Genomic DNA, 26,931 nt, shown 5'->3' with positions numbered 1-26,931 from the left:
TTGGCAGCTTGCATATTGTCGGCTTCCGGCTATGGCTTGTCTGGAATGCACTATATCCACCAAATCCGTCGAACGGACAATCCAGATTCACACCAAAGGATTTCCATGGACACCCGCAAACCCCTCGACGGCCAAGCCAGCGCCACCATGCTGGTGCTTTGCACCCTCTGGGGCCTGCAGCAGGTGGCGATCAAGGCCGTGGCGCACGACATCGCGCCCATTCTGCAGATCGGGCTGCGCTCGGGCGTGGCGGCGCTGCTGGTCTGGCTGCTGATGCGCTGGCGCAAGGAAGACATGGCGCTGACCCACTGGCGGCCCGGTCTGGTGGTGGGGGCTTTGTTCGGGCTGGAATACCTGCTGGTAGGCGAGGGCTTGCGCTTCACCTCGGCCTCACACATGGTGGTGTTCTTGTACACCGCGCCGATTTTTGTGGCCCTGGGTCTGCACTGGAAGCTGCCCGCCGAACGGCTGAGCCCGGTGAAGTGGTTGGGTATCGGCCTGGCGTTTGCGGGCATTGTGTTTACCTTTTTTGGCCGTGCGGCATCGCCCACCGCCGGCACGTCCAGCCAGGTGCTGCTGGGCGATCTGCTGGGCCTGCTGGCGGGCGTGGCCTGGGGCGCTACCACGGTGGTGGTGCGCACCTCTAGCCTGGCCCGGGTGTCGGCCGCGCAGACCTTGCTGTACCAATTGGTGGCCGCCTGCGTGCTGCTGCTGGGCGCGGCCTGGGCGTTGGGGCAAACCACCATCCATGCCACGCCGCTGGTCTGGGCGGTGATGGGCTTCCAGTCGCTGGCGGTGTCGTTTGCCAGCTTTTTGGTGTGGTTCTGGCTGTTGCGCACCTACCTGGCATCGCGCCTGAGCGTGTTCTCTTTTCTGACCCCACTGTTTGGCATGGGCTTTGGTGTGTGGCTGCTGCACGAGCCGCTGGAGCCGGGTTTTGTGGCGGGTGCCGTGTGTGTGCTGGCGGGTGTGGTGCTGGTCAGCAGCGAGGGCTGGCGGTGGCTGGGCTTCAAAAAGCAGGCGGTTTGAATCGTGCAAAGCTGTGTTTAATATTCACAATAGTTGGGCTAAGGCGCTTCAATATATGTAGCTATAAGCGTAGAAGCAATATACGATATATGCAAAAATTTTATATAAATGGCTGTATCTATACATCCGTAAAATGCATAACTGGGTGCGAATAAATCGTTTGCCCCAGTGTCCCGGCGGGCACTACCATGGCGTTTATTCTTTTGGAGACACCCCATGGCCCACGCCGCATTCCAATGGCAAGACCCATTCTTGCTCGACCAGCAACTCAGCGACGACGAGCGCATGGTGCGCGATGCGTCGGCGGCCTACTGCCAGGACAAACTGCTGCCGCGCGTGCTGCAGGCCTTCCGCACCGAGAGCACCGACCCGGCCATCTTCCGCGAGATGGGCGAGCTGGGCTTGCTGGGCCCGACCATCCCCGAGCAGTACGGCGGCCCCGGCCTGAACTACGTGGCCTATGGCCTGATCGCCCGCGAAGTGGAGCGCGTGGACTCGGGCTACCGCTCGATGATGAGCGTGCAAAGCTCGCTGGTGATGGTGCCGATTTTTGAATTTGGCACCGAGGCGCAGCGGCAAAAATACCTGCCCAAGCTGGCCACCGGCGCGTGGATTGGCTGCTTCGGCCTGACCGAGCCCGACCACGGCTCCGACCCCGGCTCTATGGCCACACGCGCCCTCAAGGTGGCGGGCGGCTACAAGCTCAGCGGCTCCAAGATGTGGATTTCCAACAGCCCGATCGCGGACGTGTTTGTGGTCTGGGCCAAAGAAGTGGACGCGGCGGGCCATGTGGGCCCCATCCGCGGTTTTATTCTGGACAAAGGCATGGCGGGCCTGAGCGCCCCGGCCATCCACGGCAAGGTGGGGCTGCGCGCCAGCATCACCGGCGAGATCGTGATGGACGGCGTGTTTTGCCCCGAAGAAAATGCCTTCCCCGAGGTGCAGGGTTTGAAAGGTCCGTTCACCTGCCTCAACAGCGCCCGCTACGGCATCGCCTGGGGCGCGCTGGGGGCGGCAGAAGACTGCTGGTTCCGCGCCCGCCAGTACACGCTGGACCGCAAACAGTTTGGCCGCCCCCTGGCCGCGAATCAGCTGATCCAGAAAAAGCTGGCCGACATGCAGACCGACATCGCCCTGGGCCTGCAAGGCTGCCTGCGCCTGGGCCGCATGAAAGACGAGGGCACGGCTTCGGTGGAGCTGACATCGCTGCTCAAGCGCAACTCCTGCGGCAAGTCGCTGGACATTGCCCGGCTGGCGCGCGACATGATGGGCGGCAACGGTATCTCCGACGAGTTCGGCGTGGCGCGGCACCTGGTGAACCTGGAAGTGGTGAACACCTACGAGGGCACGCACGACATCCACGCCCTGATTCTGGGCCGGGCGCAAACCGGCATTGCCGCGTTTGGAAACTGAGGTGAGCGCTGCACTGAGCCACCTCAAGGTGCTGGACCTGTCCCGCGTGCTGGCTGGGCCGTGGTGTACCCAGATGCTGGCCGACCTGGGGGCCGATGTGGTCAAGGTCGAACGCCCGGTGGTGGGCGACGACACCCGCCACTGGGGCCCGCCGTTTCTGCAGGATGCCGACGGGAATGACACCGACCAGGCCACCTATTTCACCGCCTGCAACCGCAACAAGCGCTCCATCACCATCGACATGGCCCAGGCGGCAGGCCAGGCGCTGATCCGCCAGATGGCCGCGACCAGCGACGTGCTGGTAGAGAACTTCAAGGTCGGCGGCCTGGCCCACTACGGGCTGGACCACGCCAGCCTGCAGGCCCTCAACCCCCGGCTGATCTACTGCTCGGTCACCGGCTTCGGCCAGACCGGGCCGTATGCCGAGCGCGCGGGCTACGACCTGATGGTGCAGGCCATGAGCGGCATGATGTCCATCACCGGCCCGGCAGGCGGCGCACCGCAAAAAGTCGGCGTGGCGGTGATCGATTTGTTCACCGGGGTCTACGCCTGCAGCGCCATCCTGGCTGCCATTGAGGCCCGCCACCGCACCGGCCTGGGCCAGCACATCGACATGGCCTTGCTCGACGTGGGCATGGCCATCCTGGCCAACCAGGCCGCCGGGTTCCTGAACACCGGCACCGTGCCCCAGCGCCAGGGCAACACCCACCCCAGCCTGGCCCCGTACCAAGATTTCCCCACGGCCGATGGCGCGATGCTGCTGGCCATCGGCAACGACGGCCAGTTCGCCCGCTTCTGCGCCGCCGCCGGGCACCCCGAATGGGCCACCGACCCGCGCTTCACCACCAACACCCTGCGGGTGCGGCACCGCGCCGAGCTGATCTCCGCGCTGGAGTGGGTCACCCGCACGCGCAGCACCGCGCAGTGGATCACGTTGCTGGAGGACAAAGCCGTGCCCTGCGGCCCCATCAACGACATGGGTCAGGCCTTTGCCGATGCCCAGGTGCAGGCCCGCAGTTTGAAGGTAAATCAGCCTGTAGCGCAGGTGGAATCTACACAGACAGCTATTACATCAGTAGCAAGCGTGGCCAGCCCGCTGCGCCTGACCGCCACGCCACCGGTGCTGCACCGGGCTCCGCCGGGTTTGGGCGAGCATACGGACGAGGTGCTGGCGGGGTTGGGGTTGGATGCAGCCGCGATAGCTTCGCTGCGGGCGGGTGGGGTGGTGTAGGTCTGTAAGGCTTTGCCCAGCGCGTCTGCGCGGTTACGATGGCGCTGGATTCCGCGCAACTTCGTTTTACCCCGTCAGAAAGGTGGACCGATGGACCCAGAAACTCCGCTCTACGGGCGCTGCTAAGCCGCATGCCAGGCAACAGCACGCCCGGTTACTCCGGCACGCCGCTGGCCAAGAAGCTGGGGGTGAAAGAGGCGCACCGCATCTGGCTGGTGGACGCGCCCGAGAACTACGCCAGCCTGCTGGAGCCACTGCCCGCCGCCGTGCTGTTTGTCGGCCGCGCCGACGCCACGGTGAACATCGCCCACGTGTTTTTGACCGAGCGGGACGTGCTGGAGCGGCAACTCAACGACTTGCGCGGCCTGCTCAAGCCCGACGCCGCGTTATGGATTTCCTGGCCGAAAAAGGCCTCCAAAGTGCCCACCACCGTGACCGAAGACACCATCCGCGCGCTGGCCCTGCCGCTGGGCTTTGTGGACGTGAAGGGCTGCGCGGTGACCGAGGTGTGGTCAGGCCTGAAGCTGGTGCTGCGCAAGGAACTGCGCTGAGATCTGAGGTGGGACCGGCGGTAATTGCGGGACTGCGGGTGGGTGGCGCAGGGCGGCATGGCCTGCATCACCCATGCAGATGGGCTGCGCTTGGCGGTCCATCTGCCGTCCCTGCAGCAGGGGCGGTGGGTTTGGCCCTGAATACGTTCTTATGCTGCCTTGCGTTTGCGCAGGGCGGCCATGCCTGCTAGGGCGATACCTACCAAGGCCAGGCTTCCGGGCTCTGGAATTTTATTGGTGGTGCCATTGACTTGGATGTCGTCCACCAAAAAGATGTTGCTGCTGATGATTTGCAGCGTGTCGATGTTGCCGAAGTTCAGTACAAAGTTGGTCCACGGTTGGTCAAAGGTGGCTGTGACGCTGCCAACCACGTTGCCGTTCAACAGGCTAACAATGGTGTCGGTTTGCTGGTTACCTTGCCAGCCGTTGAGCCAGAGGTCTTGCACAGAAAATGTGCCGCCGCCCAGCTGGGTCATGCTCATGTTGCCACCGTAGTTGTTCAATGCAGCAAATTTGCCGCTGTGTCCTGTACCGACGCCATTGCTCCAACCGCCGCCCGATGGGCTGACATCTACAGCGTCCATGTTGCTGCTGAACACATAGCCAAAGTCAACGAAGCCAGAGCCAGAGCTAGGGCCGTACGTGCCCGGCTGGATCAGATCATCAAAGGTGATGACGGTGGCATTGGCGGCGAAGCAGGTCAACAGGGCAGCGGCCAGTACGGAAATGGGTAGCAGTTTCATGTGTTTGTAAGTTTTAAAGTTAAAGGGCTCTTGCTCAAAAAAGACTCCTGGCGGCGATTTGCGACTCCGGTTTTTATGTCTTTTATTGCAACCCTAACAATTTGTTATAGCAACTAGCATGCCTACCCGCAATCCATATGCCCGTGGCTAGAAAAAGTCCTTTGTAAACAATAAGTTACAAATCCCCGCGTTGCCTCGCAAGAATGTAAACATATGTTTCATATTTTGGGTGTGTAAATTTATCCGACACGCCTTGGTGTCGTGCATGCGCCGCGTTGCACGGCGACTCCACTGGTCTTTTTGCAAAGATTCGCCGTGGGTGGCGAATTCAAGACTGACGCCCGCCCAGGCAAAGCCGCAGGCGAGCCAAATCTTCCAGAAACAGCGCAGAACTGACTTTGCCAGGCTGCTGCTGTTACCCCCTGCGTGTCGCCTCGGTTTTTGCAAACCGATACGAGGGGGGTTGGCGAAAGACGCGAAGCGCTGCAGCCTGGGGGTGTGCTTATTTAGCGGTTGGCATCACAAATTCAGCGCCCTTGGCAATGCTCTCGGGCCAGCGTTGCATGATGGACTTTTGCTTGGTGTAGAAGCGCACGCCTTCTTCGCCGTAGGCATGCATGTCGCCAAACAGGCTCTTCTTCCAGCCGCCGAAGCCGTGCCAGGCCATGGGCACGGGGATCGGCACGTTGATGCCGACCATGCCCACCTGGATGCGGCGGCTGAACTCGCGGGCCACGTTACCGTCGCGGGTGAAGCACGCCACGCCGTTGCCAAATTCGTGGTCGTTGATGAGCTGGATCGAGGTCGCCAGATCGGGCACGCGCACGCAGGCCAGCACCGGGCCGAAGATTTCTTCCTTGTAGATGCGCATGTCGGGCGTGACGTGGTCGAACAGCGTGCCGCCCATCCAGAAGCCTTCGCCACAGCCCTCGCCTGCCTGGTTGCCGTCAAACACGCGACCGTCGGCCAGCAGGGTGGCGCCTTCCTTGATGCCTTGCTCGATGTAGCCGGTGATGCGGGCGTGGGCAATGGGGGTGACGATAGGGCCCATTTCGGCGGCTAGATTGGTACCGTTCAACACCTTCAGGGTCTTGGTGCGGGCCAACAGCTTGGGGATCACCTTGTCGGCCACATCGCCGACCAGTACGGCGACGGAGATCGCCATGCAGCGTTCGCCAGCGGAGCCGTAGCCCGCGCCGATCAGGGCATCCACCACCTGGTCGATGTCGGCATCGGGCATGACCACCATGTGGTTCTTCGCGCCACCCAGGGCCTGCACGCGCTTGCCGTGGTGGGCACCGGTTTCATAGATGTAGTTGGCGATAGGTGTGGAGCCTACGAAGCTCACGGCCTTCACGTCGGGGTGCACCAGCAGCGCGTCTACGGCTTCCTTGTCGCCCTGGACCACGTTGAACACGCCGTCTGGCAAACCGGCTTGCTTCAGCAAATCGGCCATGAACAGGCTGGCGCTGGGGTCGATGGGGCTGGGCTTCAGGATGAAGGTGTTGCCCGCGGCAATCGCCACCGGGAACATCCACATCGGCACCATCACGGGGAAGTTGAACGGGGTGATACCAGCCACCACGCCCAGGGGCTGGCGCAGCGTCCAGTTGTCGATACCGGTGGACACCTGGTCGGTGAAGTCGCCCTTGAGCAACTGCGGAATGCCGCAAGAGAATTCCACGATGTCGATACCGCGGGCCACTTCGCCCTGCGCATCGGTAAACACCTTGCCGTGCTCGGCAGTGATGAGGTGCGCGAGTTCATCCTTGTGCAGGTTCAGCAGCTCCAGAAACTTGAACAGCACGCGGGCACGGCGGATGGGCGGTGTGTCGGCCCACTTGGGGAAGGCTGCTTTGGCCGATGCCACGGCCGCATCCACGTCCTGCTGGTTGCCCAGGCGCACGTTGCGGCTGACGGCACCGGTGGCGGGGTTGTAGACAGGCTGGGTGCGGGTGCCGCTGCCGGTGGTACGCACGCCGTGCAGGTACTGGGCAATTTCGCTGGAATCGGTAGCTGTGGTCATGGAGTGTCTCGTTGTGTGGAGTGAGGCTGCAGTGTAGGCATGCCACCCCCGCGTCACAAGCCCGAAACTTTGAATTGATTGTTTAGAATGGTGAACAATAGGAGAATGAACGAGCAGAAAATCAACGAACTCTGGAGCCACCTGCACTGGCTCACCGTGCTGGCCCAGCAGGGCAGCTACACGGCAGCGGCGGCCCGCCTCGGCGTGAGCAAGGCGGCGATGAGCCAGCGCATGGCCGATCTGGAGCGCACGGCTGGCGTGCCGCTGGTGCGCCGCACCACCCGCAGCGTGCGCCTCACCGAGGCGGGCCAGCGCCTGGTGGACGACACCCGTGCCCCGTTCGAGCAAATCGCCCAGAGCTTTGCCCAGGTGCGCGACCTGGCCGACGCGCCCCAGGGGCTGCTGCGGGTGACCGCGCCGGTGGCGTTTGCACGCCAGCAGCTGGTGCCCCGGCTGGCAGACTTTTTGCGCGAATACCCGGATGTGCGGCTTGAATTGGAGCTGTCCGACCGCCTGTCTAGCCTGGCCACAGAGGGTTTCGATCTGGCCATCCGCCACACCGCCGCGCCACCCGACACCCACGTGGCCTGGACGCTGTGCGCCACCCGTTCGCTGCTGGTGGCCAGCCGCGCCTATCTGCGCAAACGCGGCACGCCGCTGCGCCCCGAAGATCTGCGCACCCACAGCTGCCTGCACTACCCGCGTGCGCAGGACACGCCTGCCTGGACCTTCGAGCACGCGGGTGAACGGGTGACGGTGCCGGTGTCTGGTGTCTTGTCGGCCAACAACAGCGAGGCTCTGCGCGATGCCGCCTTGGCCGGGCTTGGGATTGCGCTGTTGCCCGATTTCAGCCTGCAGAACTACGTATCCAAGAGCCTGCGCGCCAGCAAGCTGGTTTCCGTGCTGCCCGACTGGCAACTGGTGGGTGGCTATGCCGACCAGCTTTACGCTATCCGCCCCTACACGGCCCATGTGCCGCGCGCGGTGACCGCGTTTGTGAACTATCTGCGGCAGGCGCTGGCGGGCGGATTTGGTGTGGGCGAAGATTTAGAAAAATAGGGCATTTTTTGAGTATTAAATCGTCCTCTAGCGTATATTTAATCTACGCTAGGTGCTCCTATTTTTGATGTAAAAAATAGGAGTAATGGTTTTTAGTTGTCAATGACCCGCCGCGCAAAACCCTGCAGATAGTCCATCAGCCGCGTGGCCCCGCCCACTGCCGCGGCCTCGTCGCCGGTGGCGATGCCCTGGGCCAGCTCCATATGGGCGTGCGCGCCTTCCATGATGTCGCCCGCGTGCTGGTAGGCGTACCAAAAGCGGCGGCACTGCACGATCAGCGGCACCACGGCCTTGACGGCGGAATGGTTGTGGCTGGCCTGGTGGTTCACCTGGTCCAGCGCCAGGTCGGCGGCCATGTAGTCGGCCAGGTGGCCACGCGCTGCCGCCTGCACCATCTTCTCCGCGCAGCGCAGGATGTCTTTGCGCTGCAAGGCGGTGGCCCGGCGGGCCGAGCAGGCCGCGATCAGGCATTCGAGTACACGCCGCGTCTGCACGACATCTAGGTGGTCGGCTAGGTCGATGTTGGACACCAGCAGGCCACGCCGGGGCTGCTGCACGATCAGCCCGATCGACACCATGCGTAGCAGCGCCTCGCGCACGGGGGTGCGGCCCAGCTGCGTCAGCTCGACCAGATCGCCCTCAACCACCGGGCTGCCCGGGGCCAGCTTCAGGGTAGAGATCAGCGTCTCGATCGCGTCATAGGCCAGGTCGGCGGCGCGGCGCTTGGGCGCTGGCGGGGTAGGAGCTTTGGGCATGGTGTGGGCCGTGGTCAGGCGCGGTTGTGCATTGCAATGGTGCATTGGACCAAAAAAAAGCTGGCACGCAAGCTGCTTGGGTGTAAAAAGATATTTTAAATATGTTGCTAATATATTAAGATTGCGGTCGACAACCCGCCATCACCTTATTTACCAAGGAAACACACCATGACATTGCCCCGCTGGAAAGGCATCTTCCCCGCCATCACCACCAAGTTCCACGCCGATGAAAGCATCGACGCGGAAGGCACGGCCAAGCACATCGAGTTCCAGATCGCCAACGGCATCCACGGCCTGGTCACCTGCGGCTCGCTGGGCGAAGCTAGCACCCTGACGCTGGAAGAAAAGCTGCAGGTCGCCGACATCGCCCTGAAGGCTGTCAAGGGCCGCATCCCGGTGCTGGCCAATGTATCCGAAACCAGCACCCGCGAAGCCCTGCGCTACATCGACGGTGCGAACAAGCTGGGCGTAAACGGCTACATGGTCATGCCATCCGTCATCTACGTGGCCGATGCCCGCGAAGCCATGCAGAACGTGCGCACCATGGCCAACGCCGCGCAAAAACCCATCATGGTCTACAACAACCCCGTGGCCTACCGCGTGGACTTGAAGCCCGAGCACATGCAGGAGCTGGCCGACTGCGAATGGATCGTGGCCATCAAGGAAAGCACCGACAACATCCGCCGCATCACCGACCTGCGCAACCTGCTGGGTACGCGCTACCAGCTGTTCCTGGGCGTGGATGACCTGGCTTTTGAGGGCCTGGCCCTGGGCTGCGACGGCCTGCTGGCCGGTGTCGGCTGCGCTTTCCCGCGCGAAACCGTGGCCTTGTACGACCTGATGCAGGCCGGCGAGTGGGCCGAAGCGCTGAAGCTGTACCAGTGGATGACCCCGATGCTGCACCTGGACGTGTCCACCAAGCTGGTGCAAAACCTGAAGCTGATCGACCTGCTGGTCGGTGTGGGCAGCGAGCACATGCGCCGCCCGCGCCTGCCGCTGATCGGCGAAGAGCGCGCCTTTATCGAGGGCGTGGTCGCCAAGGCGCTGGCTACGCGGCCTGCCAAGTACCAGTCCGTCGTTTAAGGGCCTTCGCCCACTTACCCGCCCACCGACTTGCCGAGCACACGCATGGATACGAACATCATTCTCGAAACGCAGGGACTCACCAAGGAGTTTCGCGGCTTCGTTGCCGTACGCAATGTCAACCTGCGTGTGCGGCGCGGGACCATCCATGCGCTGATCGGTCCGAACGGTGCGGGTAAGACGACGGTATTCAATCTGCTGACCAAGTTCCACATCCCTACCGCGGGCCAGATCCTGTTCAACGGCAGCGACATCACGGCCGAAAAGCCAGCGCAGATTGCGCGCCGCGGCATCGTGCGTTCGTTCCAGATATCGGCGGTGTTCCCGCAGATGACGGTGCTGGAAAACGTCAAGGTGGCGCTGCAGCGCAAGCTGGGTCTGGACCACCGTTTCTGGCAACCTGTATCCACCCTGCGTACCTTGGACCCGGTGGCCATGGACTTGCTGGAGCAGGTGGGGCTGATGGACGCCGTGCATCTGCTGGCGGCCGACCTGCCGTACGGCCGCAAGCGCACGCTGGAAATCGCCACCACGCTGGCGTTGGATCCCGAGCTGTTGCTGCTGGACGAACCCACGCAGGGCATGGGCCACGAGGATGTGGACCGCATCAAGGATCTGATCAAAAAAGTCTCGGCCCAGCGCACCGTGCTGATGGTCGAACACAACATGAAGGTGGTGGCCGACATCTGCGACACCATCACCGTTTTGCAGCGTGGCGAGGTGTTGGCCGAAGGGCCCTACGCCAGCGTGTCCGTCAACCCGGCGGTGTGCGAAGCCTATATGGGGACGGAGGAAGAGCATGCCTGACAACCAAAATTCCAGCGCCACCATGCTGTCCATCCGCGACCTGCATGCCTGGTACGGCGAATCGCACGTCTTGCAGGGCATTGATCTTGAAGTCAAGGCGGGCGAATGCGTGACCCTGCTGGGCCGCAACGGCGCGGGCCGCACCTCCACGCTGCGGGCCATTCTGGGCCTGGTGGGCAAGCGCACTGGTTCGATCCAGGTGACGGGCAAGGAGACGATTGCCATGCCCACCCACCGTATTGCGCAGATGGGCCTGGGCTATTGCCCGGAAGAGCGCGGCATTTACGCATCGCTGACCGCCGAGGAAAATCTGCTGCTGCTGCCCAAGGTGGGTGAGGGCGGTATGTCGCTAGACCAGATTTACGGCATGTTCCCGAATTTGAAAGAGCGCGCCTCTAGCCCCGGCACCCGCTTGTCGGGCGGCGAGCAGCAGATGCTGGCCATGGCCCGCATTCTGCGCACCGGCGCCAAGCTCTTGCTGCTGGACGAAATCACCGAAGGCCTGGCCCCGGTGATCGTGCAAAAGCTCAGCCAGGTGATCCGCGAGCTCAAGGCGCGCGGCTTCACCCTGGTGCTGGTGGAGCAGAACTTCCGTTTCGCCAAGCATCTGGCCGACCGCCATTACGTGATCGAACACGGCCGTGTGGTGGAGGTGATTGCTAGCGCCGAAGTTGCGGCCAAGCAAGACCGGCTCGACGCGCTGCTCGGTATTTGAATTTCCTATTCCCCTTTTTCTTTTACTTTGGAGTACCCCATGCAATTCAAGAAACTCGCGGTATGTCTGGCGGCCTGTGCCGCGATGGCGGCCCACGCCCAGGTCAGCGATGACGTGGTCAAGATCGGTGTGTTGAACGATTTGTCGGGCATTTATTCAGACCTGTCGGGCCAGGGCTCGGTGACGGCGGCGCGACTGGCGATTGAAGAAATGGGCGGCAAGGTGCTGGGCAAACCGATCGAGCTGGTGTTTGCCGACCACCAGAACAAACCTGACGTGGCGGCCAACCTGGCACGCGGCTGGTTTGACCAGGGTAAGGTTGATATGGTGACGGATTTCCCCACCGCATCGACCGCGCTGGCGGTGATGGAAATCGCCAAGCAAAAGAACCGCATCGTGATGCCGTCGTCTGGCCTGGCCACGGCGATCCTGGGTGAAAAATGCAATGCGCTGACGGCGCAGTGGACCACCAACACCTACGCGCTGGCCGCCGGTACCGCGCGGGCCCTGGTGAAAGACGGCAAGAAGAAGTGGTACTTCATCACTGCCGACTACACCTTTGGCCATTCGCTGGAAAAAGACGCATCCGAGGTCATCAAGGCCGATGGCGGCACGGTGGTGGGTAGCTCGCGCCACCCGTTCCCCGGTGGCGATTTTTCGTCCTTCCTGCTGAAGGCCCAGGCATCGGGTGCCGACGTGATTGCGCTGGCTAATGCCGGTAACGATACGGTTAACGCCATCAAGCAGGCCAACGAATATGGCATCACCCGCAAGCAGGTGGTGGCCCCGTTGCTGACCTACATCTCGGACGTGCACAGTATTGGCCTGGAAAAAGCCCAGGGCATGTATCTGAGCGAGGCTTTCTACTGGGACTTTGACGAGCGTTCGCGTGCCTGGTCCAAGAAGTTTTTTGAAAAGCAAAAGCGCATGCCCACTTCGGCCCAGGCCGGTGTGTATAGCGCCACCCTCAGCTATCTCAGGGCCGTGCAGGCTGCGGGTACCGACGAGGCCAAAGCCGTGATGGTCCAACTGCGCAAGATGACGATTGACGATGCGGTGATCCGCCAAGGCAAGCTGCGCGAAGATGGTGCGCTGGTGCACGACATGCTGCTGCTGCAGGTCAAGACCCCGGCCGAATCCAAAGTGCCATGGGACTACTACAAGGTCAAGGCCGTACTCAAGGGCGCGGACGTGTACCCGGCCATCAACCCGGCGTGCCAGGTCGGCACCTAAAAACCTTGCGCGTACTCTGCAGGAATCCCCTCCATGTTTGATATTTCGAGCCAGGCCTTGCTTGCCCAACTGCTGGTGGGCCTGATCAATGGCTGCTTTTATGCCGTGCTGAGCATGGGTCTGGCCATTATTTTTGGCCTGCTGAACATCATTAACTTCGCGCATGGTGCGCAGTTCATGGTGGCGGCCTTTCTGGCCTGGATCGGCTTTACGCAACTGCCGCTGTTGCTGGGGGCTGATTTCAAAATCAACTTCTGGGCTGCACTGGTGCTGGCACCACTCATCGTGGGAGGGCTGGGGATACTGCTGGAGAAAACCCTGCTCAAACGGCTCTACCACCTGGACCATTTGTACGGGCTGCTCCTGACCTTTGGCGTGGCGCTGGTGCTGGAGGGGGCTTTTCGCAACTTCTACGGCATCTCGGGTGCCAGCTACGACCCGCCCGCGCTGCTGCAAGGCGGCATGGACCTGGGTTTCATGTTTCTGCCGGTGTACCGCGCCTTTGTGGTGGTGGCGTCGTTGCTAATCTGTGCCGTCACCTGGTTTCTGTTTGAACGCACCAAGCTGGGTGCGCTGCTGCGGGCGGGCACCGAGAACCCCAAGCTGCTACAGGCTTTTGGGGTCAATATTCCACTGATGATTACGCTGACTTACGGCTTTGGTGTGGCGCTGGCCGGCATTGCCGGTGTGCTGGCCGCGCCCATCATGCAGATCAACCCGCTGATGGGGGCGAATCTGCTGAACATCGTATTTGCCGTGGTGGTGATCGGTGGCCTGGGCTCCATCATGGGGGCGATCCTGACCGGCCTGGCGTTGGGTTTGCTCGAAGGCTTGACCAAGGTGTTCTACCCCGAGGCCTCGACGGTGGTGGTGTTTGTGGTCATGGCGGTCGTGCTGTTGGCGCGCCCGGCGGGCATGTTCGGTAAAGAGGCCTGAGCCATGAAGAATATTCCAACCTCCATCCGTATCTTGCTGGTTTTGTTGCTGCCAGCGCTGCTGGTGCCGGTGTTTCCCGAAATCGCCTATCCGGTCTTCGTCATGAAGGTGCTGTGCTACGCGCTGTTTGCCTTGGCTTTCAACCTGCTGATTGGCTTTACCGGGCTGGTGTCCTTTGGCCATGCCGCTTTTTTTGGCTGGGCAAGCTACACCACGGGCATCCTGATGATCAAGCTGTCGGCTAGCGGCTTCCCGGTGGAGCTGGCCATCCTGGCCGGGGTGCTGGTGGCAACTGCCATCGGCTGGCTGATAGGCACCCTGGCGATTCGGCGCACCGGTATTTACTTTTCGATGATCACCTTGGCGCTCTCGCAGATCGCCTACTTCCTGGCGGTGCAAATCAAATGGACGGGCGGCGAAGACGGCATGCAGGGTATTCCGCGTGGCAAGCTGCTGGGGCTGGTGGACTTGTCGGTGGACGCGAACATGTACTACTTCACGCTGGCGGTGTTTGTGGTGGGCTTTCTGGCCATCCACCGCATCGTGCATTCACCGTTTGGCCAGGCGCTAAAGGCCCTGCGCGACAACGCACCGCGCGCAGTGTCCCTGGGCTACGACATCGACCGCTGCAAGCTCTACGCTTTCATGCTGTCTGCCGCGTTTGCCGGTCTGGCGGGCTCGCTCAAGGCGCTGGTGTTGCAGCTTTCGGCGTTGAACGATGTGATGCTGAGTACCTCGACCGAGGTTCTGTTGATGACGCTACTGGGCGGCCTGGGCACGGGCTGGGGCCCGGTGGTCGGGGCCACACTTGTGGTCAGCTTGCAGAATTACCTGGCCGAGCTGGGCGGCGTGGTCACCATCATCATCGGCCTGACCTTTATTGTGTGTGTGTCCTTTTTCCGGCGCGGCATGGTGGGGGAAGCCCAGGCCTGGTTGCAGCGCCGCCAAGCAAAACGCCAAAATACCTGATCCAAATCCAAGAGACTTCTCCATGCAGCGCATCCAGATTATTGATTCCCACACCGGCGGTGAACCGACCCGCCTGGTTATTGGCGGCTTCCCCGACCTGGGCGGCGGCAGCATGGCCGAGCGCCGGGCCATATTGGCCGCGCAGCACGACAAATGGCGGGCCGCTACGGTGCTGGAGCCGCGGGGCAACGATGTGATCGTGGGCGCGCTGTTGTGCGAGCCGGTGGCGGCTGACGCGGCGGCGGGCGTCATCTTCTTCAACAACACCGGCTACCTGGGCATGTGCGGCCACGGCACCATCGGCCTGGTGGTCAGCCTGGCGCACATGGGGCGCATTGGGCCGGGCGTGCACAAAATAGAAACCCCGGTGGGCACGGTAAAGGCTACCTTGCACACCGACGGTTCGGTCAGCGTGCGCAACGTGCCTGCCTACCGCCATGCGACCCAGGTGGCGGTGGACGTGCCGGGCTACGGGGTGGCGCATGGCGACATCGCCTGGGGCGGCAACTGGTTCTTCTTGGTCAACGACCACGGCCTGCGCGTGGCCAGTGACCAGCTGGCGGCGCTCACCACCTACGCCTGCGCGCTCAGCGCGGCGCTGGGGGCCCAGGGCATTACCGGAGCCGACGGTGCAGAAATCGACCACATTGAACTGTTCGGCCCGGACGACCAGGGTGCCGACAGCCGCAACTACGTGCTGTGCCCCGGCATGGCCTACGACCGCTCGCCCTGCGGCACCGGCACCAGCGCCAAGATCGCTTGCTTGGCGGCAGACGGCAAGCTGGCACCGGGTGCCATCTGGCAGCAAGCCAGCGTGATCGGCAGCCGCTTCGAGGCTTCGTATACCGTGCAGGACGGCCAGGTCATCCCCACCATCCGGGGCCGCGCCCATGTGTGCGCCGAATCGACCTTACTGATTGCAGAAGACGACCCCTTCGCCTGGGGGATTGCCCTGGCATGAATCCGGATGTGATCGTCATTGGTGCGGGCATCGTCGGCGCGGCCTGCGCCCAGGCCTTGGCGCAGGCGGGCCAGCGCGTGCTGGTGCTGGATGCCCAGCGCGGCGGAGCCACCGGCGCGGGCATGGGCCACCTGGTGGTGATGGACGACAACCCGGCCGAGCTGGCGCTGAGCCAGTATTCCGTGGCGCAATGGCGGGCCCTGGCCCCGCAGATGCCCGCAGACTGCGCTTTCAGCGGCTGCGGCACGCTGTGGGTGGCGGCAGATGCCGAAGAAATGGCGGCAGCCGAAGACAAGCGCCAGCGCCTGCAAGACCATGGCATCGCCTGCCATTTGCTGGATGCTGCTGCTTTGGCCCAGGCCGAACCTGCGTTGCGCCCTGGCCTGGCGGGTGCGCTCAAAGTACCGGGCGACGGCATCGTCTACGCCCCCAATGCTGCCCGTTGGTTACTATCAAAATACGAGCACTTAGTGCAAGTGGAATATGCGCTAGTGGCCGAAATTGATGGAAAAACAGTGCGGCTGGCCGATGGTAGCCAGCGCCAGGCCCCGCAGATTCTGCTGGCCAACGGCATCCACGCCACTACGCTCTGCCCCGGCCTGCCGATCCGCCCCAAAAAAGGCCATTTACTCATCACCGACCGCTACCCCGGCACGGTGCATCACCAACTGGTGGAGCTGGGTTACGTGACCAGCGCGCACCACAGCGTGGGGCCGTCGGTGGCTTTCAATTTGCAGCCGCGCCCCACGGGGCAGTTGCTGCTGGGGTCGAGCCGCCAGTTCGACACGATGGACACCACCGTAGAGGCCGAGATGCTGCAAGCCATGCTGCAACGCGCCCTAACTTATATGCCCGGCCTAGCCGACCTCAACGCCATCCGCAGTTGGTGCGGCCTGCGCGCCGCCACGCCCGATAGCCTGCCCATCCTGGGCGCGCACCCGGACCGCGACGGCCTGTGGTTGGCCGTGGGGCACGAAGGCCTGGGCGGAACGACGGCTTTGGGTACGGCCCACCTGTTGGCCGCCCTGATGACCGGCGGCACGCCACCCCTGGATCCCGCGCCCTATAGCCTGCAACGCTTTGCGGAGGTGGTATGCACGTGAACCTGCACATCAACGGCCAGCCTGTCGCCGTGCCTGCAGGCTGCTCGGTTGCCGCCGCGCTGGCCATCGCAGGCAGTGGCATTTCCCGCACCTCCGTCAATGGTGAAGCCCGCGCCCCGCTGTGCGGCATGGGCATCTGCCAGGAGTGCCGGGTGTCCATCAACGGCGTGCGCGGACTAGCCTGCCAGACGACGTGCAGCGCGGACATGCGGGTGGAGTTCACATGATGACCCAGTGCGACATCCTCATCATCGGCGCGGGCCCGGCGGGCATGGCGGCGGCCTTGGCAGCAGCGCCCAGCGGCGCGTCGATTGCCGTGATCGACGACAACCCAGCGCCCGGCGGCCAGATCTGGCGCGACGGCCCCAATGCCCTGGTGCCGGTGGCTGCGCGGCGCATGCGTGAGCAACTGGCCGCCTGCGCCAACGTGCGCATGTACAGCGGCACGCGGGTCATCTCCGCCCCGGCTCCCCATACCTTGTTGCTGGAAGATGCCGAACGCGGCTGGACCCAGCAATGGAAAACCCTCATTCTGTGCACCGGCGCACGCGAGCTGCTGCTGCCGTTCCCCGGCTGGACGCTGCCGGGCGTCACAGGCGCGGGCGGCTTGCAGGCACTCATCAAATCCGGCATGCCAGTTGCCGGTGAGCGCATCGTGGTGGCGGGCAGTGGCCCCTTGCTGCTGGCCGCTGCAGCCTCGGCGCACAAGGCCGGTGCCAAAGTGGTGCGCGTCGCCGAGCAGGCGGATCTTGCTGCCGTGCTGGGCTTTGCTGCACGGCTGGTCGGGTCGCCGGGTAAAGTTCTGCAGGCGTTGACCCTCATGCATCCGCAGTACCGCACCTCCAGCCATGTGCTTGCGGTGCGCGGGCAGGGCCGGGTGGAATCGGTGCAATTGCAGCAGGGCGACCGCAGGGTGGAGATCGACTGCGACCGCGTGGCCTGCGGCTTTGGCCTGGTGCCCAATACCCAGCTCGGCCAACTGCTGGGCTGTAGCCTCACGCCGACCGGGCTGGCGGTAGACGGTTGGCAGGCCACCAGTCAAGCCGGTATTTACGCAGCAGGCGAATGCACCGGCGTGGGGGGCAGCGAGCGGGCTTTGGTGCAGGGCTGCATCGCTGGCCTGGCCGCGGCAGGCGACAGTGCTGCTGCCCAAAAGCTGTGGCCCGAGCGCAGCCGCTGGGATGCGTTTGCCCGGCAGTTGGCGCGCAGCTTTACTTTGGCACCCCAACTGAAAAAACTGCCCCAGGCCGACACGCTGGTCTGCCGCTGTGAAGACGTGCCCTATGCCGCTCTCCAGGCCTGCGCGGGCTGGACAGATGCCAAGCTGCATACCCGTTGCGGCATGGGTGCCTGCCAAGGCCGCGTCTGCGGCGCGGCCATGCAATTTTTACTGGGCTGGCAACAGCCCGTGCCCCGCAACCCTCTGGCACCTGCGCGCGTTGGCACGCTTGCTGCTTCATATGAGAAAGGAAAATAAACATATAAGTTTTACTTCTAGTAGTTCATATTCGCTACATAAAGAAACTCTTTTTCCCCTTGATTGCGGTTCCCGCCTACAGTGCGTCCGTGACCGATTTCATGTTTTTACAACCTCTTCTTTAGGACACAGTCAATGCAAGCCACATTCACCAAAATTACCCTCGCATGCGCCGCAGCCATGGCGCTGGCCGGTACTGCTTACGCTGAAGACCAGACCGTCAAAATCGGTGTGACCGGTCCCTTGTCGGGTCCCAATGCCTTCATCGGCAAAGACAATGAAAACGGTGTGCGCCTGGCCGTGGAAGACCTGAACGCCAAGAAAATGGTGGTCGGCGGCAAGACTCTGAAATTTGAACTGGAATCGGAAGACGACCAGTGCGATCCCAAAGCCGGTGTGAGCGTGGCCCAGAAGCTGGTGGACGGCAGCGTCAAGTACGTGATGGGCCCTTACTGCTCCGGCGTGGCCATTCCTGCTTCCCGCGTGTACAGCCAAGGCGGCGTAGTGGTGTCTACCGTGGGCAGCAACCCCAAGGTCACCATGGGCGGCTACAAAAACCTGTTCCGCATCATGGCGGGCGACAACGAAATCGGCGCACGTCTGGCTTTCTACGCGGCCAACATCATGAAGGTCAAGAACGTGGCTGTCATTGATGACCGCACCGCCTACGGCCAAGGCCTGGCAGACGAGTTCAGCAAGGAAGCCAAAAAGCTGGGCCTGAACATCGTGGGCCAAGAGTTCACCACCGACAAAGCCACCGACTTCTCCGCCATCCTGACCAGCCTGAAGGCCAAGAACCCCGACGTGATTCTGCTGGGTGGCTACGCACCCCAGGCTGGCCCTATGGCCCGCCAGATGAAGTCGCTGGGCATTACTGCCAAATTGCTGGGTGGTGACGCTATCTGTACCTCAGAACTGGGCAAGCTGGCCGGTGAAGCTGCCACCGACACCGTGTACTGCGCCCAGGGCGGTGCCGTGCTGGACAAGACTGCTGAAGGCCCTGCTTTCAAGGCCAAGTACAAGAAGCGTTTCAACATCGAACCCGATGCCTACGCGCCTTCGTTCTACGACCAGACCATGTTCATCGGCCAGTCGATGCAAAAAGCCGGTTCGGTGGATCCAGAAAAGGTCGGCGCCGAGATCTACAAGACCTCGTACAAGGGCATGTCGGGCACGTTCGCGTTTGACGAAAAGGGCAATCTGAAAGCCGCCCCGATCACCATCTACACCTTCAAGGCGGGCGCACCATCGGCCCTGGGTACGTACTGATCTGGCGCTGAATAGCATCTAAAAAAGGCCGCTTTTGCGGCCTTTTTTACGTTTTGGCCCGCAATCTGCTGTTCTTTGCAGCGGGTGTTGTCAAGCACATTGCCTTAATCATGTGCCGCAAATGCATTGAAAGACACATTTGTATTCCCACGCACCTTGGATTAAATTGTCACTGCCTGTGCAAACAGGCGCTAACCGGTAGGAGCCAGTGCCACCTGACAATTTGCGACGGTGGGATGCAGCAGCCCCGGTCCTTAATGGAAGCAATCTCTTGCCTCCAACGCAATGGGGGACATCACTCTCTCCCTTGCAATCTCGACGGCATGAACCGCAAGTTCGCCGTCAAGCCCGGCACCCGATGCGAATCGAGTGCCGGGCTTTTATGTTTTTGGAACACCCCCCAGGCTGCAGTGCTTCGCATCTTTCGCCAACCCCCTTGCAGGGGGAGATTCCAGCAGCCTGGCGGAGCCAGTTCTGCGGAATCCTTGAAAGGATTGGCATCGCGGTGCGTGGTGTCTGTTGGTGTTTTGACCCGCCAATTTGCTCCAAGCCACTAGGTGCACATTCGCTTGCAGAGCCCCTACGGTCTAGCGGCAAAATGGGCGCTATGACATTTTTTCAAAACAAGTGGTTGCGCCATGCGGCTTGGGTCGTGGCGGGGGTGCTGGGGTTGTGGACCGTCACCTGGCTGGCGGTGCCTGCCTTGGTGAAATACGGGGTGGAAAAAATGGGCAGCGACACGCTGGGCCGCACCGTCACGCTGGGCCGCGCCGACTTCCATCCCTGGACGCTGGTATTGACCCTGGATGACCTGTCTGTTGCCAGTGCCGGTGCCGATGCCAGCGCCAAAGATGCCACGCCCCAGGTCCACATAAAACGCATCCTGCTCGATGCCGCACTGTGGCAGTCGCTGCGGCGGTTGGCGCCGGTGGTGGATGCCGTTTCCCTAGACCAGCCGACCATCAAGGCCACCTACCTGGGCGATGGCCACTATGACTTTGATGACGTGCTGGCCAAGCTCAACACCCCGTCCGACAAGCCCGCGGGCGCGCCACCCCACTTTGCCGTCTACAACATCGCCATCACAGGCGGCGCAGTGGATCTGACCGACCAGGCCCTCAAAACCACTCACACCCTGCGGGATCTGCACCTTAGCCTGCCATTTTTGAGTAACCTGGACTCGCAGCGCAGCGTGCAGACCCTGCCGCACCTGGCCTTCAAGCTCAATGGCAGCAGCTTCGATTCCGCCGCCCAGTCCACCCCGTTCGCCCCCAGCCGCAAGACCGACGCGCAGATCCGCCTCGACCACTTCGATCTGGCCCCGTACCTGGCCTACCTGCCTGCCAGCCTGCCGGTGCAGCTGCAGGGCGCAGTACTCAGTGCCGACTTGCAGCTGGCGTTTGAAGAAACTCCCAAGCTGTCGGTCAAGCTCAGCGGTACCGTGCAGGCCGACCAGCTCAAAATTGCTAACCCCCAGGGCGAAAAATGGCTGGCGCTGGACACGCTCAAGGTCACGCTGGACGAACTGCGCCCGCTGGAACAAAGCGTGAAGATCAGCGAAATTGCGCTTAGCGCCCCGGTGGTCGATCTGCGCCGCGACGCTGCGGGCAATCTGCAATTCACGTCCCCGGCCAAAACTACAAAAACCATAGCTACTAGTGCAGGTAAATCAAGCGCTAGCGGCATAAAAGATACTGAAAATGACGCGGGCTGGAAAGTCAGCGTTGCCAAGCTGGCTCTGCAAGACGGCACGCTGCGCTGGCTGGATGCCAGCACCCGCCCAGCCGCCGAGGTGGCCCTGCACGGCGTGACGGTGGACGCATCGGCCATCACCTGGCCATTTACCCAGCCGCTGGCGTTCACTGCCTCGGCGCAGGTCGATGGTGGCGGCGCCGCCTCGGCAACGCCTGCCGAATTGAAGCTCAGCGGCACCACCACCGATGTAGAAGCCAACGTGGATGCCGCCCTGGGTGGCCTGCCGCTGGCCCTTGCCGCGCCGTACCTGGCCAACACCCTGGAGCCCCGGCTCAGCGGCCAGTTGGGAGCGGATCTGCAAGTCCACTGGCAAGCCGCGGGTGCGCTGCAGGTGACGGCTAGACAGCTCACGCTGGACCGGCTGGCCCTGGGTGAAACCGGTACGGACAATACCAAAACCAAGGACGCGACCAAAGACAAGTCCAAGAGCAAAGCCGCCCCATCGGCACTGTTCAGCCTGCGCCAGCTGCAGCTCAGCCAGGCGGTGGTCGATGTCACAGCGCAGCGTGTGCAGATCGGCAAGCTGGTGCTGACCGAGCCGCGCACCAAAGTGGAGCGTAGCACCGATGGCCACTGGATGTTTGAGCGTTGGCTGAAACCTCCTGCGGCCCATGCCGAGGCGAAATCCACGCCTGCCGCGCCCGCCAGTGCCCCCTGGGCCGTCAGCATTGCAGACTTGGCGCTGGAGGGGGGCGCGCTGTCCTTCCTCGACCAGTCCACCTACCAGCCGGTGGCTGTGGATATCAGCGCCCTCAGTGTGCAGATGAAAGACCTGGTGCCAGGCAGCGCCAAAGCCTCGCCCCTGACCATCAGCGCCCGTATTGGCGCAGAAAACTCCCGCAATGTCGAGCCGGGGCGGCTGGCCTACAAAGGCACGCTGGCCCTGCAACCGCTGGCCGCTGTGGGCCAGGTGGACCTGCTGCACCTGCCGCTGCACGCCTTTGAGCCGTATTTCGGCGCGTCGCTGAACGTGGACATCGTGCGCGCCGACACCAGCTTCAAAGGCCAGGTGGCCTACACCGCCAGCCCGGCCGGCCCGGTGCTGAAGGTCAAGGGCGACGGCACGCTGGAAGACTTCCGCGCCAACAACGGGGTCGCCATGGTCGCCATCCAGGCGGCGGCCCCCACGGCCCCCAGTTCCGCACCGCTCGGGGCTGCGGCCACGGCGGCGGCGGTGGCCGATGCCTCCAGCGAGCAGGCTCTGCTGCGCTGGAAGCTGCTGAACCTGCGCGGGCTAGACGTGTCCGTGTCGCCCGCCAGCCCCACCACCGTGGATGTCAAGGAAACTGCCCTCAGCGACTTCTACGCCCGCCTGGTACTGAATGAAAACGGCCGTCTGAACCTGCAAGACCTGGTCAAGCCCAGTGCCGCAGAAACCGCTTCTGCTGCTAATACTGTAGCTGTTAGCGCAGCAGCATCAAGCGCTAGCGCCCCAAAAGACTTGAAAAAGGAAGCTGAACCCGGTGGCGCGGTGGTGCGCTTTGGCGGCATCAGCCTGGTGAACGGCCGGGTGCTGTTCACCGACCACTTCATCAAACCCAACTACAGCGCCAACCTCAGCGCCCTGACCGGGCGGCTGGGTGCGTTTGCCTCCGTGCCCGTGGCCGGTGCCGTGCAGATGGCCGACCTGGAGCTGCGTGGCCGCGTGGGCGACTCCGCCGTGCTGGAGATTTTAGGCAAGCTCAATCCCCTGGCCAAACCGCTGGCGCTGGACATCAAAAGCAAGGTCACCGACTTGGAGCTACCCGGCCTGTCGCCGTACAGCGTGTTCTACGTGGGCCATGGCATCGAGCGCGGCAAGCTCAGCATCGACGTGCACTACGTGGTGCTGCCCAACGGCCAGCTCACCGCCACCAACAGCATCATCCTCAACCAGCTGACCTTTGGCGAGCAGGTGCCGGGCGCACCCAGTAGCCTGCCGGTCAAGCTGGCCGTGGCCCTGCTGGCCGACAGCAATGGCGTGATCAACCTCGACCTGCCGTTGTCGGGCTCGCTGAACGACCCGCAGTTCCGTATCGGCCCGGTAATCTTCAAAATCCTTGGCAACCTCATCACCAAGGCCATCACCGCGCCGTTCAGCCTGCTGGCCCATGCCTTTGGCGGCGGGGCGGACGCGCTTGGTACGGTCAACTTCCCGCTGGGCAGCGCGGCTTTGACCCCCGAGGCCCGCTCAGGCCTGGACAAAGTCGCCAAGGCCTTGACCGAACGGCCCACCTTGAAGCTCACCGTGGTGGGTAGCGCCAGTCTGAATGCCGAGCGCGATGCGCTGCAGCGTGAAAAACTGCGCCGCCGCGTCGAGGCCGAAAAACGCCGCAACACCGTGCTGCAAGGCACGTCCCTGGCAGCTCCCAAGGACGAGGGAGATACCGGCGCCGAGGATGCACTCGCAGACCCCGCCGTGTCCGATGCCGAATACGCGACCCTGCTCAAAGCCATTTACAAGCGCGCCAACTTCCCCAAGCCGCGCAACGCCCTGGGCCTGGTCAAAGACCTGCCGGTACCCGAGATGGAGCAACTGCTGCTGGCCAATATGCCTGCCGACGACGATGCCATCCGCCAGCTCGCCATCCAGCGCGGCGTGGCGGTGCGCGACTACCTGGCGACCCAACAATTGCCGCTGGACCGACTGTTTCTGGGCGCCTCCAAAACCGTCGATGAAGGCACGGGTTGGAAGCCCCAGGCCGACCTGCAACTGGCCATGCCGTGATGCCAATCTGCGCGATTTACAACTCCGCCTGAAAAGCGGCGAAAATAGCGGTCTTGCCCGGATGTGGCCCCAGTGGCCGCAGGGCGCTTGTGGCCCATGGGCCACTTGTTTATTTACCCTTCGCGGATACCGGCCATATGGTGAAAACCTGGCCGGGATCCGCTGGCCAACCTCCAAGAATAAGTTCATCCATGTTTGGTTTCTCCAATCCCAAAACCGCGCCCGCACCTGTGTCTGAAAAGCCCGCCGTGACTACCAAATCCAACGAACCGCATCCGCTCGACGCCCTGACCGGCGGCGCTTTCTCGGCCCACACAGCGGGCGAGCGCGCCCAGCGCATCCGCGACTGGCTGGTCACCAACCCCAGCTACGAGCAGATGCACGAGGTGTTCCAGGAGCTGAACGGGCGCGACCGCGGTGCCGCCAAGCCGCTGCGCGAAAAGCTCGACGAACTCAAGCGCACCAAGGGTGCCGAACTCATCGCCGCCGAATGGGCTCGCAAGGCCACGGCCCTGCTCGAACTGCCACGCCTGAACATGGCCGATGCCATGGCCTGGCAGCGCGATGCCGCCAAAGCCGGTGCGCCGCTGAGCAAAGAGCCGCTGGCCGCCCTGCGCGTGCAGCTGGCCGACCGCGTCAAAGGCATCGAAGACCTGCAACACCGCGTGCAAGTCCAACGCGAAGCCGCTGTGCTGCTGGCCCAGCGTATCGAAGTGCTGTCCACCAAGCCCTGGCGCGATGCCCAGACCGCCCTGGAAGTGCTGCGCACCGACGTGCAACACTGGCAAGACCAGGCCACCGCGCTGGCTGCCGATGCCAACTGGAGTAGCGTAGACGGCAAATACCCGACCATGCTGGATGCCTCGCGTGGCCAGTTGCTGGTGGTGTGGGAGGCTTTCCAAGGCGCGTTGGCCACCACGGTGGCGGCCGATGCCGACGCGGCTGCACCTTTGCCGCCCGTCAATGTCTGGGCCGATGAATTGCGCGTAGCCCGCGGTGTGCCGCTGGAAACCGCTAAAACAGACCGGGCCGCCAACCCAGGCCGCGCCCCCAAGGCCCCGGTGGACCCCGCCCTGCGTGAAGCCGCCAACAAGGCCGTGCAAGACGCACTCACCAAGGTCGAGCAAGAAGTTGCCGAAGGCCATGGCAAAGCCAGTGCCGGTGCCGCTGCTGCCCTGCGCAACGCCCTCAAAGAACATAACCGCCTGGTGGACGACAAACTGGGCAACGCCGCCCAAGCCGCCCTGGCCGCCGCTGGTGAGCTGGAAGGCTGGCAGCGCTGGCGCGCCGACCAACTGCGCGAGGAATTGTTGATAAAGGCTGAGGGCTTGTTGAAACGCCCCGAAGGCCACGCCCTGGGCGGCCGCAAGATGCAAGACACGCTGCGCCAGATGCGCGAGCAATGGAAGCAAACCGACCAAGGCGGCGTGCCCAACCACGCACTGTGGAAGCGTTTTGACGAAGCCTGCAACGAAGCCTACAAGGTCGTGGAAGCCTGGCTGGACAAGGTCAAGACCGATGCCGTGGCCCACAAAGCCCAGCGCGTCGCCCTGATCGAAGAAGTCAAGGCCTGGGCCGCCGAGAACGTGACGGCCAAAGACGGTGACTGGAAGGGCTTTTCCCGCATCCTGCACCAGTTTGGCGACCGCTGGCGCGATGCCGGCCACCTGGGCGAAAAAGCCTTTGCCGAAATGCAGCCGCTGTGGAAAGAGGCCATCGGCCTGGCCGCCGCGCCGCTGGAGAATTTGCAAAAAGCCAGCGTCGACCGCCGCCACGCCATGATCGAAGAAGCCAAGGTGCTGGGCGCTGCCCCGGTGCTGCGCATCGATGCCGTCAAGGCCCTGCAGCAACGCTGGCAGGCCGAGGCCCAGGGCGTGCCCATGGACCGCAAGTTCGAACAAAAGCTGTGGGACGCGTTCCGCAAGCCGCTGGACGATGCCTTCAACCGCAAGACCGAAGAGCGCGAAAAATCCGCCTCGGCCCTGAGCGACCGCGACCGCATGGTGTTGGACGCCGCCAAGGCCCTGGATGCTGCCAACGCCACCGGCGATGCCCAAAAGATCCGTACCGCCATGACTGGCCTGGAAGCCGCGCTGCGTGGCCAGGCCCTGGCGCAGGCTGCGGTGCAAGCCGACAAGGCCGAAGCTGTTGCCGAATCCGCCGTGCAAGCTGAAGCACAGGCCGCTGCGCCCGTTGTTGATGCTGCCGAAGTTTCTGAAGAAAATCAGGCTCCAGTACAGACAGAGTCTACGCAAGACGCTACTGAAACCGTAGCGGATGCCGAATCTGCAGCTGAACCGGTTGCCGAGGCCGCTCCAGTCGAGCCGCCCAAACCCGTGCGCAAGCCGGTAGTGGCCATGCGCGGCGACGACCGCCCTGGTATGAAAAAAGCCGAGCCTGCTGCCGCGGGCCGTGGCGGCAAGTTTGGCGACCGCAAAGACGGCCCACGCGGTGCGCCGCGTCCTGGCGACAACAAGTTCGAGCCGATCCGCAGCGAGCGCGGTGACCGTCCTTCGCGTGACGGTGCCCGCTTTGGCGAGCGCCCCGCATTCGAAGACCGCGGCCCGCGCCTGGGCGATGCCGCCTTCCGCGCCCAGCGTGATGCGTTGGAAAATGCCCAGCACGCCCTGAAGAAGCTGGCCGCCCAGGCCCACGGCGAGGTCCTCACCGACCTACTGACCGCCTGGGAAAAGCGCGATGTCGAACAGTTGCCCTCCGCCCAGGCCCTGGGCGCGGGTGTCAATCCCGCCACCCGCACCGCCTGGTCGCAAAGCATCACCGCCGCGCCCAAGGCGGATGACAAAGCGGCTGCCGAAGCGCTGCTGCGCCTGGAAATGGCGGCCGAAGCGCCGACCCCCGCCGAGCACATCAGCGCCCGCCGCATGCTGCAATTGCAACTGCTGACCAAGCGTAACGACCCGCCACCGGCCCAAACCTGGGCGCAGGACACGGCCAAGGTGCTGGCCAGCAGCTTTGATGCAGGCAATGCCCGCCGCATGCAGACCGTGCTGAAGGTGCTGCTGAGCAAGCGCTGATCCCGCTTACGCCATCCACCCTGGTATGCGCCAGGGCCTGTTCGGGGCGCTTTGAGTGCTCCGAACGCTATCTC

At 63.2% G+C, this 26,931-nt stretch carries 21 protein-coding genes; 18 read left to right on the top strand and 3 right to left on the bottom strand.

Annotated elements, in window-relative coordinates; translation table 11 throughout:
* Window positions 1–105 precede the first annotated feature (105 nt).
* The 4 genes from Q0T48_RS15165 (at window position 106) to Q0T48_RS15150 (ending at window position 4,224) form a co-directional block, all read left to right on the top strand.
* Window positions 106–1,029, top strand: a complete 924-nt coding sequence (locus tag Q0T48_RS15165) for a DMT family transporter (RefSeq protein ID WP_295957641.1) — start codon at window positions 106–108, stop codon at window positions 1,027–1,029.
* A 216-nt stretch (window positions 1,030–1,245) separates the two neighbouring features.
* Window positions 1,246–2,442, top strand: coding sequence for an acyl-CoA dehydrogenase (locus tag Q0T48_RS15160; protein WP_295957640.1), 1,197 nt, complete (start codon window positions 1,246–1,248; stop codon window positions 2,440–2,442).
* A gap of 1 nt (window position 2,443) precedes the next feature.
* A complete protein-coding gene (locus Q0T48_RS15155) occupies window positions 2,444–3,673 on the top strand; it encodes a CaiB/BaiF CoA-transferase family protein (protein ID WP_295957638.1) in 1,230 nt (409 codons plus the stop codon).
* Window positions 3,674–3,804: 131 nt separating this feature from the next.
* Window positions 3,805–4,224: a DUF3052 domain-containing protein gene (locus Q0T48_RS15150; protein ID WP_295957637.1), complete on the top strand. Its 420-nt coding sequence runs from the start codon at window positions 3,805–3,807 to the stop codon at window positions 4,222–4,224.
* Between the two features lie 149 nt (window positions 4,225–4,373).
* Here the strand turns inward: Q0T48_RS15150 and Q0T48_RS15145 are convergent, their stop codons facing one another.
* Both Q0T48_RS15145 and Q0T48_RS15140 read right to left on the bottom strand, forming a co-directional pair.
* Window positions 4,374–4,967: a PEP-CTERM sorting domain-containing protein gene (locus Q0T48_RS15145; protein ID WP_295957635.1), complete on the bottom strand. Its 594-nt coding sequence runs from the start codon at window positions 4,965–4,967 to the stop codon at window positions 4,374–4,376.
* Between the two features lie 502 nt (window positions 4,968–5,469).
* Window positions 5,470–6,993 (bottom strand): CoA-acylating methylmalonate-semialdehyde dehydrogenase, encoded by a 1,524-nt coding sequence (locus Q0T48_RS15140; RefSeq protein ID WP_295957633.1) that lies wholly within the window; start codon window positions 6,991–6,993, stop codon window positions 5,470–5,472.
* 105 nt (window positions 6,994–7,098) lie between these two features.
* Between Q0T48_RS15140 and Q0T48_RS15135 the strand changes: the two genes are divergently transcribed.
* Window positions 7,099–8,052: a LysR family transcriptional regulator gene (locus Q0T48_RS15135; RefSeq protein WP_295957631.1), complete on the top strand. Its 954-nt coding sequence runs from the start codon at window positions 7,099–7,101 to the stop codon at window positions 8,050–8,052.
* Between the two features lie 92 nt (window positions 8,053–8,144).
* Here Q0T48_RS15135 and Q0T48_RS15130 read toward each other — a convergent pair whose 3' ends face one another.
* Window positions 8,145–8,807: a GntR family transcriptional regulator gene (locus tag Q0T48_RS15130; RefSeq protein WP_295957629.1), complete on the bottom strand. Its 663-nt coding sequence runs from the start codon at window positions 8,805–8,807 to the stop codon at window positions 8,145–8,147.
* 168 nt (window positions 8,808–8,975) lie between these two features.
* Here Q0T48_RS15130 and Q0T48_RS15125 point away from each other — a divergent pair, with 168 nt between their 5' ends.
* The 13 genes from Q0T48_RS15125 to Q0T48_RS15065 all read left to right on the top strand — a co-directional run bounded on the left by Q0T48_RS15125 (window position 8,976) and on the right by Q0T48_RS15065 (window position 26,857).
* Entirely contained in the window at window positions 8,976–9,890 is a 915-nt protein-coding gene (locus tag Q0T48_RS15125; protein WP_295957627.1) for a dihydrodipicolinate synthase family protein, read from the top strand.
* 45 nt (window positions 9,891–9,935) lie between these two features.
* Entirely contained in the window at window positions 9,936–10,697 is a 762-nt protein-coding gene (locus Q0T48_RS15120) for an ABC transporter ATP-binding protein (RefSeq protein WP_295957625.1), read from the top strand.
* Window positions 10,690–11,412, top strand: coding sequence for an ABC transporter ATP-binding protein (locus tag Q0T48_RS15115; RefSeq protein WP_295957623.1), 723 nt, complete (start codon window positions 10,690–10,692; stop codon window positions 11,410–11,412). The genes Q0T48_RS15120 and Q0T48_RS15115 overlap by 8 nt, the downstream gene beginning before the upstream one ends.
* 39 nt (window positions 11,413–11,451) lie before the next feature.
* The gene (locus Q0T48_RS15110) at window positions 11,452–12,645 is read left to right on the top strand and encodes an ABC transporter substrate-binding protein (RefSeq protein ID WP_295957621.1); all 1,194 of its coding nucleotides are present in this window, start codon (window positions 11,452–11,454) and stop codon (window positions 12,643–12,645) included.
* A gap of 33 nt (window positions 12,646–12,678) precedes the next feature.
* A complete protein-coding gene (locus Q0T48_RS15105; protein WP_295957619.1) occupies window positions 12,679–13,581 on the top strand; it encodes a branched-chain amino acid ABC transporter permease in 903 nt (300 codons plus the stop codon).
* Window positions 13,582–13,584: 3 nt separating this feature from the next.
* Window positions 13,585–14,550 (top strand): branched-chain amino acid ABC transporter permease, encoded by a 966-nt coding sequence (locus Q0T48_RS15100; RefSeq protein WP_295957618.1) that lies wholly within the window; start codon window positions 13,585–13,587, stop codon window positions 14,548–14,550.
* Between the two features lie 22 nt (window positions 14,551–14,572).
* Window positions 14,573–15,511 carry a 4-hydroxyproline epimerase gene (locus Q0T48_RS15095; RefSeq protein WP_295957616.1) on the top strand — a complete coding sequence of 313 codons (939 nt, stop codon included), beginning with the start codon at window positions 14,573–14,575 and terminating at the stop codon, window positions 15,509–15,511.
* The gene (locus Q0T48_RS15090) at window positions 15,508–16,614 is read left to right on the top strand and encodes an FAD-binding oxidoreductase (RefSeq protein ID WP_295957614.1); all 1,107 of its coding nucleotides are present in this window, start codon (window positions 15,508–15,510) and stop codon (window positions 16,612–16,614) included. The genes Q0T48_RS15095 and Q0T48_RS15090 overlap by 4 nt, the downstream gene beginning before the upstream one ends.
* Entirely contained in the window at window positions 16,605–16,841 is a 237-nt protein-coding gene (locus Q0T48_RS15085) for a (2Fe-2S)-binding protein (protein WP_295957613.1), read from the top strand. The genes Q0T48_RS15090 and Q0T48_RS15085 overlap by 10 nt, the downstream gene beginning before the upstream one ends.
* Complete coding sequence (locus Q0T48_RS15080) at window positions 16,838–18,091, top strand: FAD/NAD(P)-binding oxidoreductase (protein WP_295957611.1); 1,254 nt, start codon at window positions 16,838–16,840, stop codon at window positions 18,089–18,091. Before Q0T48_RS15085 ends, Q0T48_RS15080 begins: the two co-directional genes overlap by 4 nt.
* Window positions 18,092–18,226: 135 nt before the next feature.
* The gene (locus Q0T48_RS15075; RefSeq protein WP_295957609.1) at window positions 18,227–19,360 is read left to right on the top strand and encodes a branched-chain amino acid ABC transporter substrate-binding protein; all 1,134 of its coding nucleotides are present in this window, start codon (window positions 18,227–18,229) and stop codon (window positions 19,358–19,360) included.
* 607 nt (window positions 19,361–19,967) lie between these two features.
* Entirely contained in the window at window positions 19,968–23,822 is a 3,855-nt protein-coding gene (locus tag Q0T48_RS15070) for a DUF748 domain-containing protein (RefSeq protein WP_295957607.1), read from the top strand.
* Between the two features lie 191 nt (window positions 23,823–24,013).
* Window positions 24,014–26,857 carry a DUF349 domain-containing protein gene (locus Q0T48_RS15065; RefSeq protein ID WP_295957606.1) on the top strand — a complete coding sequence of 948 codons (2,844 nt, stop codon included), beginning with the start codon at window positions 24,014–24,016 and terminating at the stop codon, window positions 26,855–26,857.
* The last annotated feature ends 74 nt before the right edge of the window (window positions 26,858–26,931 follow it).

It is taken from the genome of Rhodoferax sp. (genome assembly GCF_025354435.1).
Taxonomy (GTDB): domain Bacteria; phylum Pseudomonadota; class Gammaproteobacteria; order Burkholderiales; family Burkholderiaceae_C; genus Rhodoferax_B.
This window is presented reverse-complemented; position numbering and strand designations above follow the sequence as displayed.

Excerpts from the sequence above, each read along its gene's own strand:
- Q0T48_RS15165 (WP_295957641.1), top strand. The coding sequence starts at position 106 with ATGGACACCCGCAAACCCCTCGACGGCCAAGCCAGCGCCACCATGCTG.
- Q0T48_RS15160 (WP_295957640.1), top strand. The coding sequence starts at position 1,246 with ATGGCCCACGCCGCATTCCAATGGCAAGACCCATTCTTGCTCGACCAG.
- Q0T48_RS15150 (WP_295957637.1), top strand. The coding sequence starts at position 3,805 with ATGCCAGGCAACAGCACGCCCGGTTACTCCGGCACGCCGCTGGCCAAG.
- Q0T48_RS15145 (WP_295957635.1), bottom strand. The coding sequence starts at position 4,967 with ATGAAACTGCTACCCATTTCCGTACTGGCCGCTGCCCTGTTGACCTGC.
- Q0T48_RS15140 (WP_295957633.1), bottom strand. The coding sequence starts at position 6,993 with ATGACCACAGCTACCGATTCCAGCGAAATTGCCCAGTACCTGCACGGC.
- Q0T48_RS15135 (WP_295957631.1), top strand. The coding sequence starts at position 7,099 with ATGAACGAGCAGAAAATCAACGAACTCTGGAGCCACCTGCACTGGCTC.
- Q0T48_RS15130 (WP_295957629.1), bottom strand. The coding sequence starts at position 8,807 with ATGCCCAAAGCTCCTACCCCGCCAGCGCCCAAGCGCCGCGCCGCCGAC.
- Q0T48_RS15125 (WP_295957627.1), top strand. The coding sequence starts at position 8,976 with ATGACATTGCCCCGCTGGAAAGGCATCTTCCCCGCCATCACCACCAAG.
- Q0T48_RS15120 (WP_295957625.1), top strand. The coding sequence starts at position 9,936 with ATGGATACGAACATCATTCTCGAAACGCAGGGACTCACCAAGGAGTTT.
- Q0T48_RS15115 (WP_295957623.1), top strand. The coding sequence starts at position 10,690 with ATGCCTGACAACCAAAATTCCAGCGCCACCATGCTGTCCATCCGCGAC.
- Q0T48_RS15110 (WP_295957621.1), top strand. The coding sequence starts at position 11,452 with ATGCAATTCAAGAAACTCGCGGTATGTCTGGCGGCCTGTGCCGCGATG.
- Q0T48_RS15105 (WP_295957619.1), top strand. The coding sequence starts at position 12,679 with ATGTTTGATATTTCGAGCCAGGCCTTGCTTGCCCAACTGCTGGTGGGC.
- Q0T48_RS15100 (WP_295957618.1), top strand. The coding sequence starts at position 13,585 with ATGAAGAATATTCCAACCTCCATCCGTATCTTGCTGGTTTTGTTGCTG.
- Q0T48_RS15095 (WP_295957616.1), top strand. The coding sequence starts at position 14,573 with ATGCAGCGCATCCAGATTATTGATTCCCACACCGGCGGTGAACCGACC.
- Q0T48_RS15090 (WP_295957614.1), top strand. The coding sequence starts at position 15,508 with ATGAATCCGGATGTGATCGTCATTGGTGCGGGCATCGTCGGCGCGGCC.
- Q0T48_RS15085 (WP_295957613.1), top strand. The coding sequence starts at position 16,605 with ATGCACGTGAACCTGCACATCAACGGCCAGCCTGTCGCCGTGCCTGCA.
- Q0T48_RS15080 (WP_295957611.1), top strand. The coding sequence starts at position 16,838 with ATGATGACCCAGTGCGACATCCTCATCATCGGCGCGGGCCCGGCGGGC.
- Q0T48_RS15075 (WP_295957609.1), top strand. The coding sequence starts at position 18,227 with ATGCAAGCCACATTCACCAAAATTACCCTCGCATGCGCCGCAGCCATG.
- Q0T48_RS15070 (WP_295957607.1), top strand. The coding sequence starts at position 19,968 with ATGACATTTTTTCAAAACAAGTGGTTGCGCCATGCGGCTTGGGTCGTG.
- Q0T48_RS15065 (WP_295957606.1), top strand. The coding sequence starts at position 24,014 with ATGTTTGGTTTCTCCAATCCCAAAACCGCGCCCGCACCTGTGTCTGAA.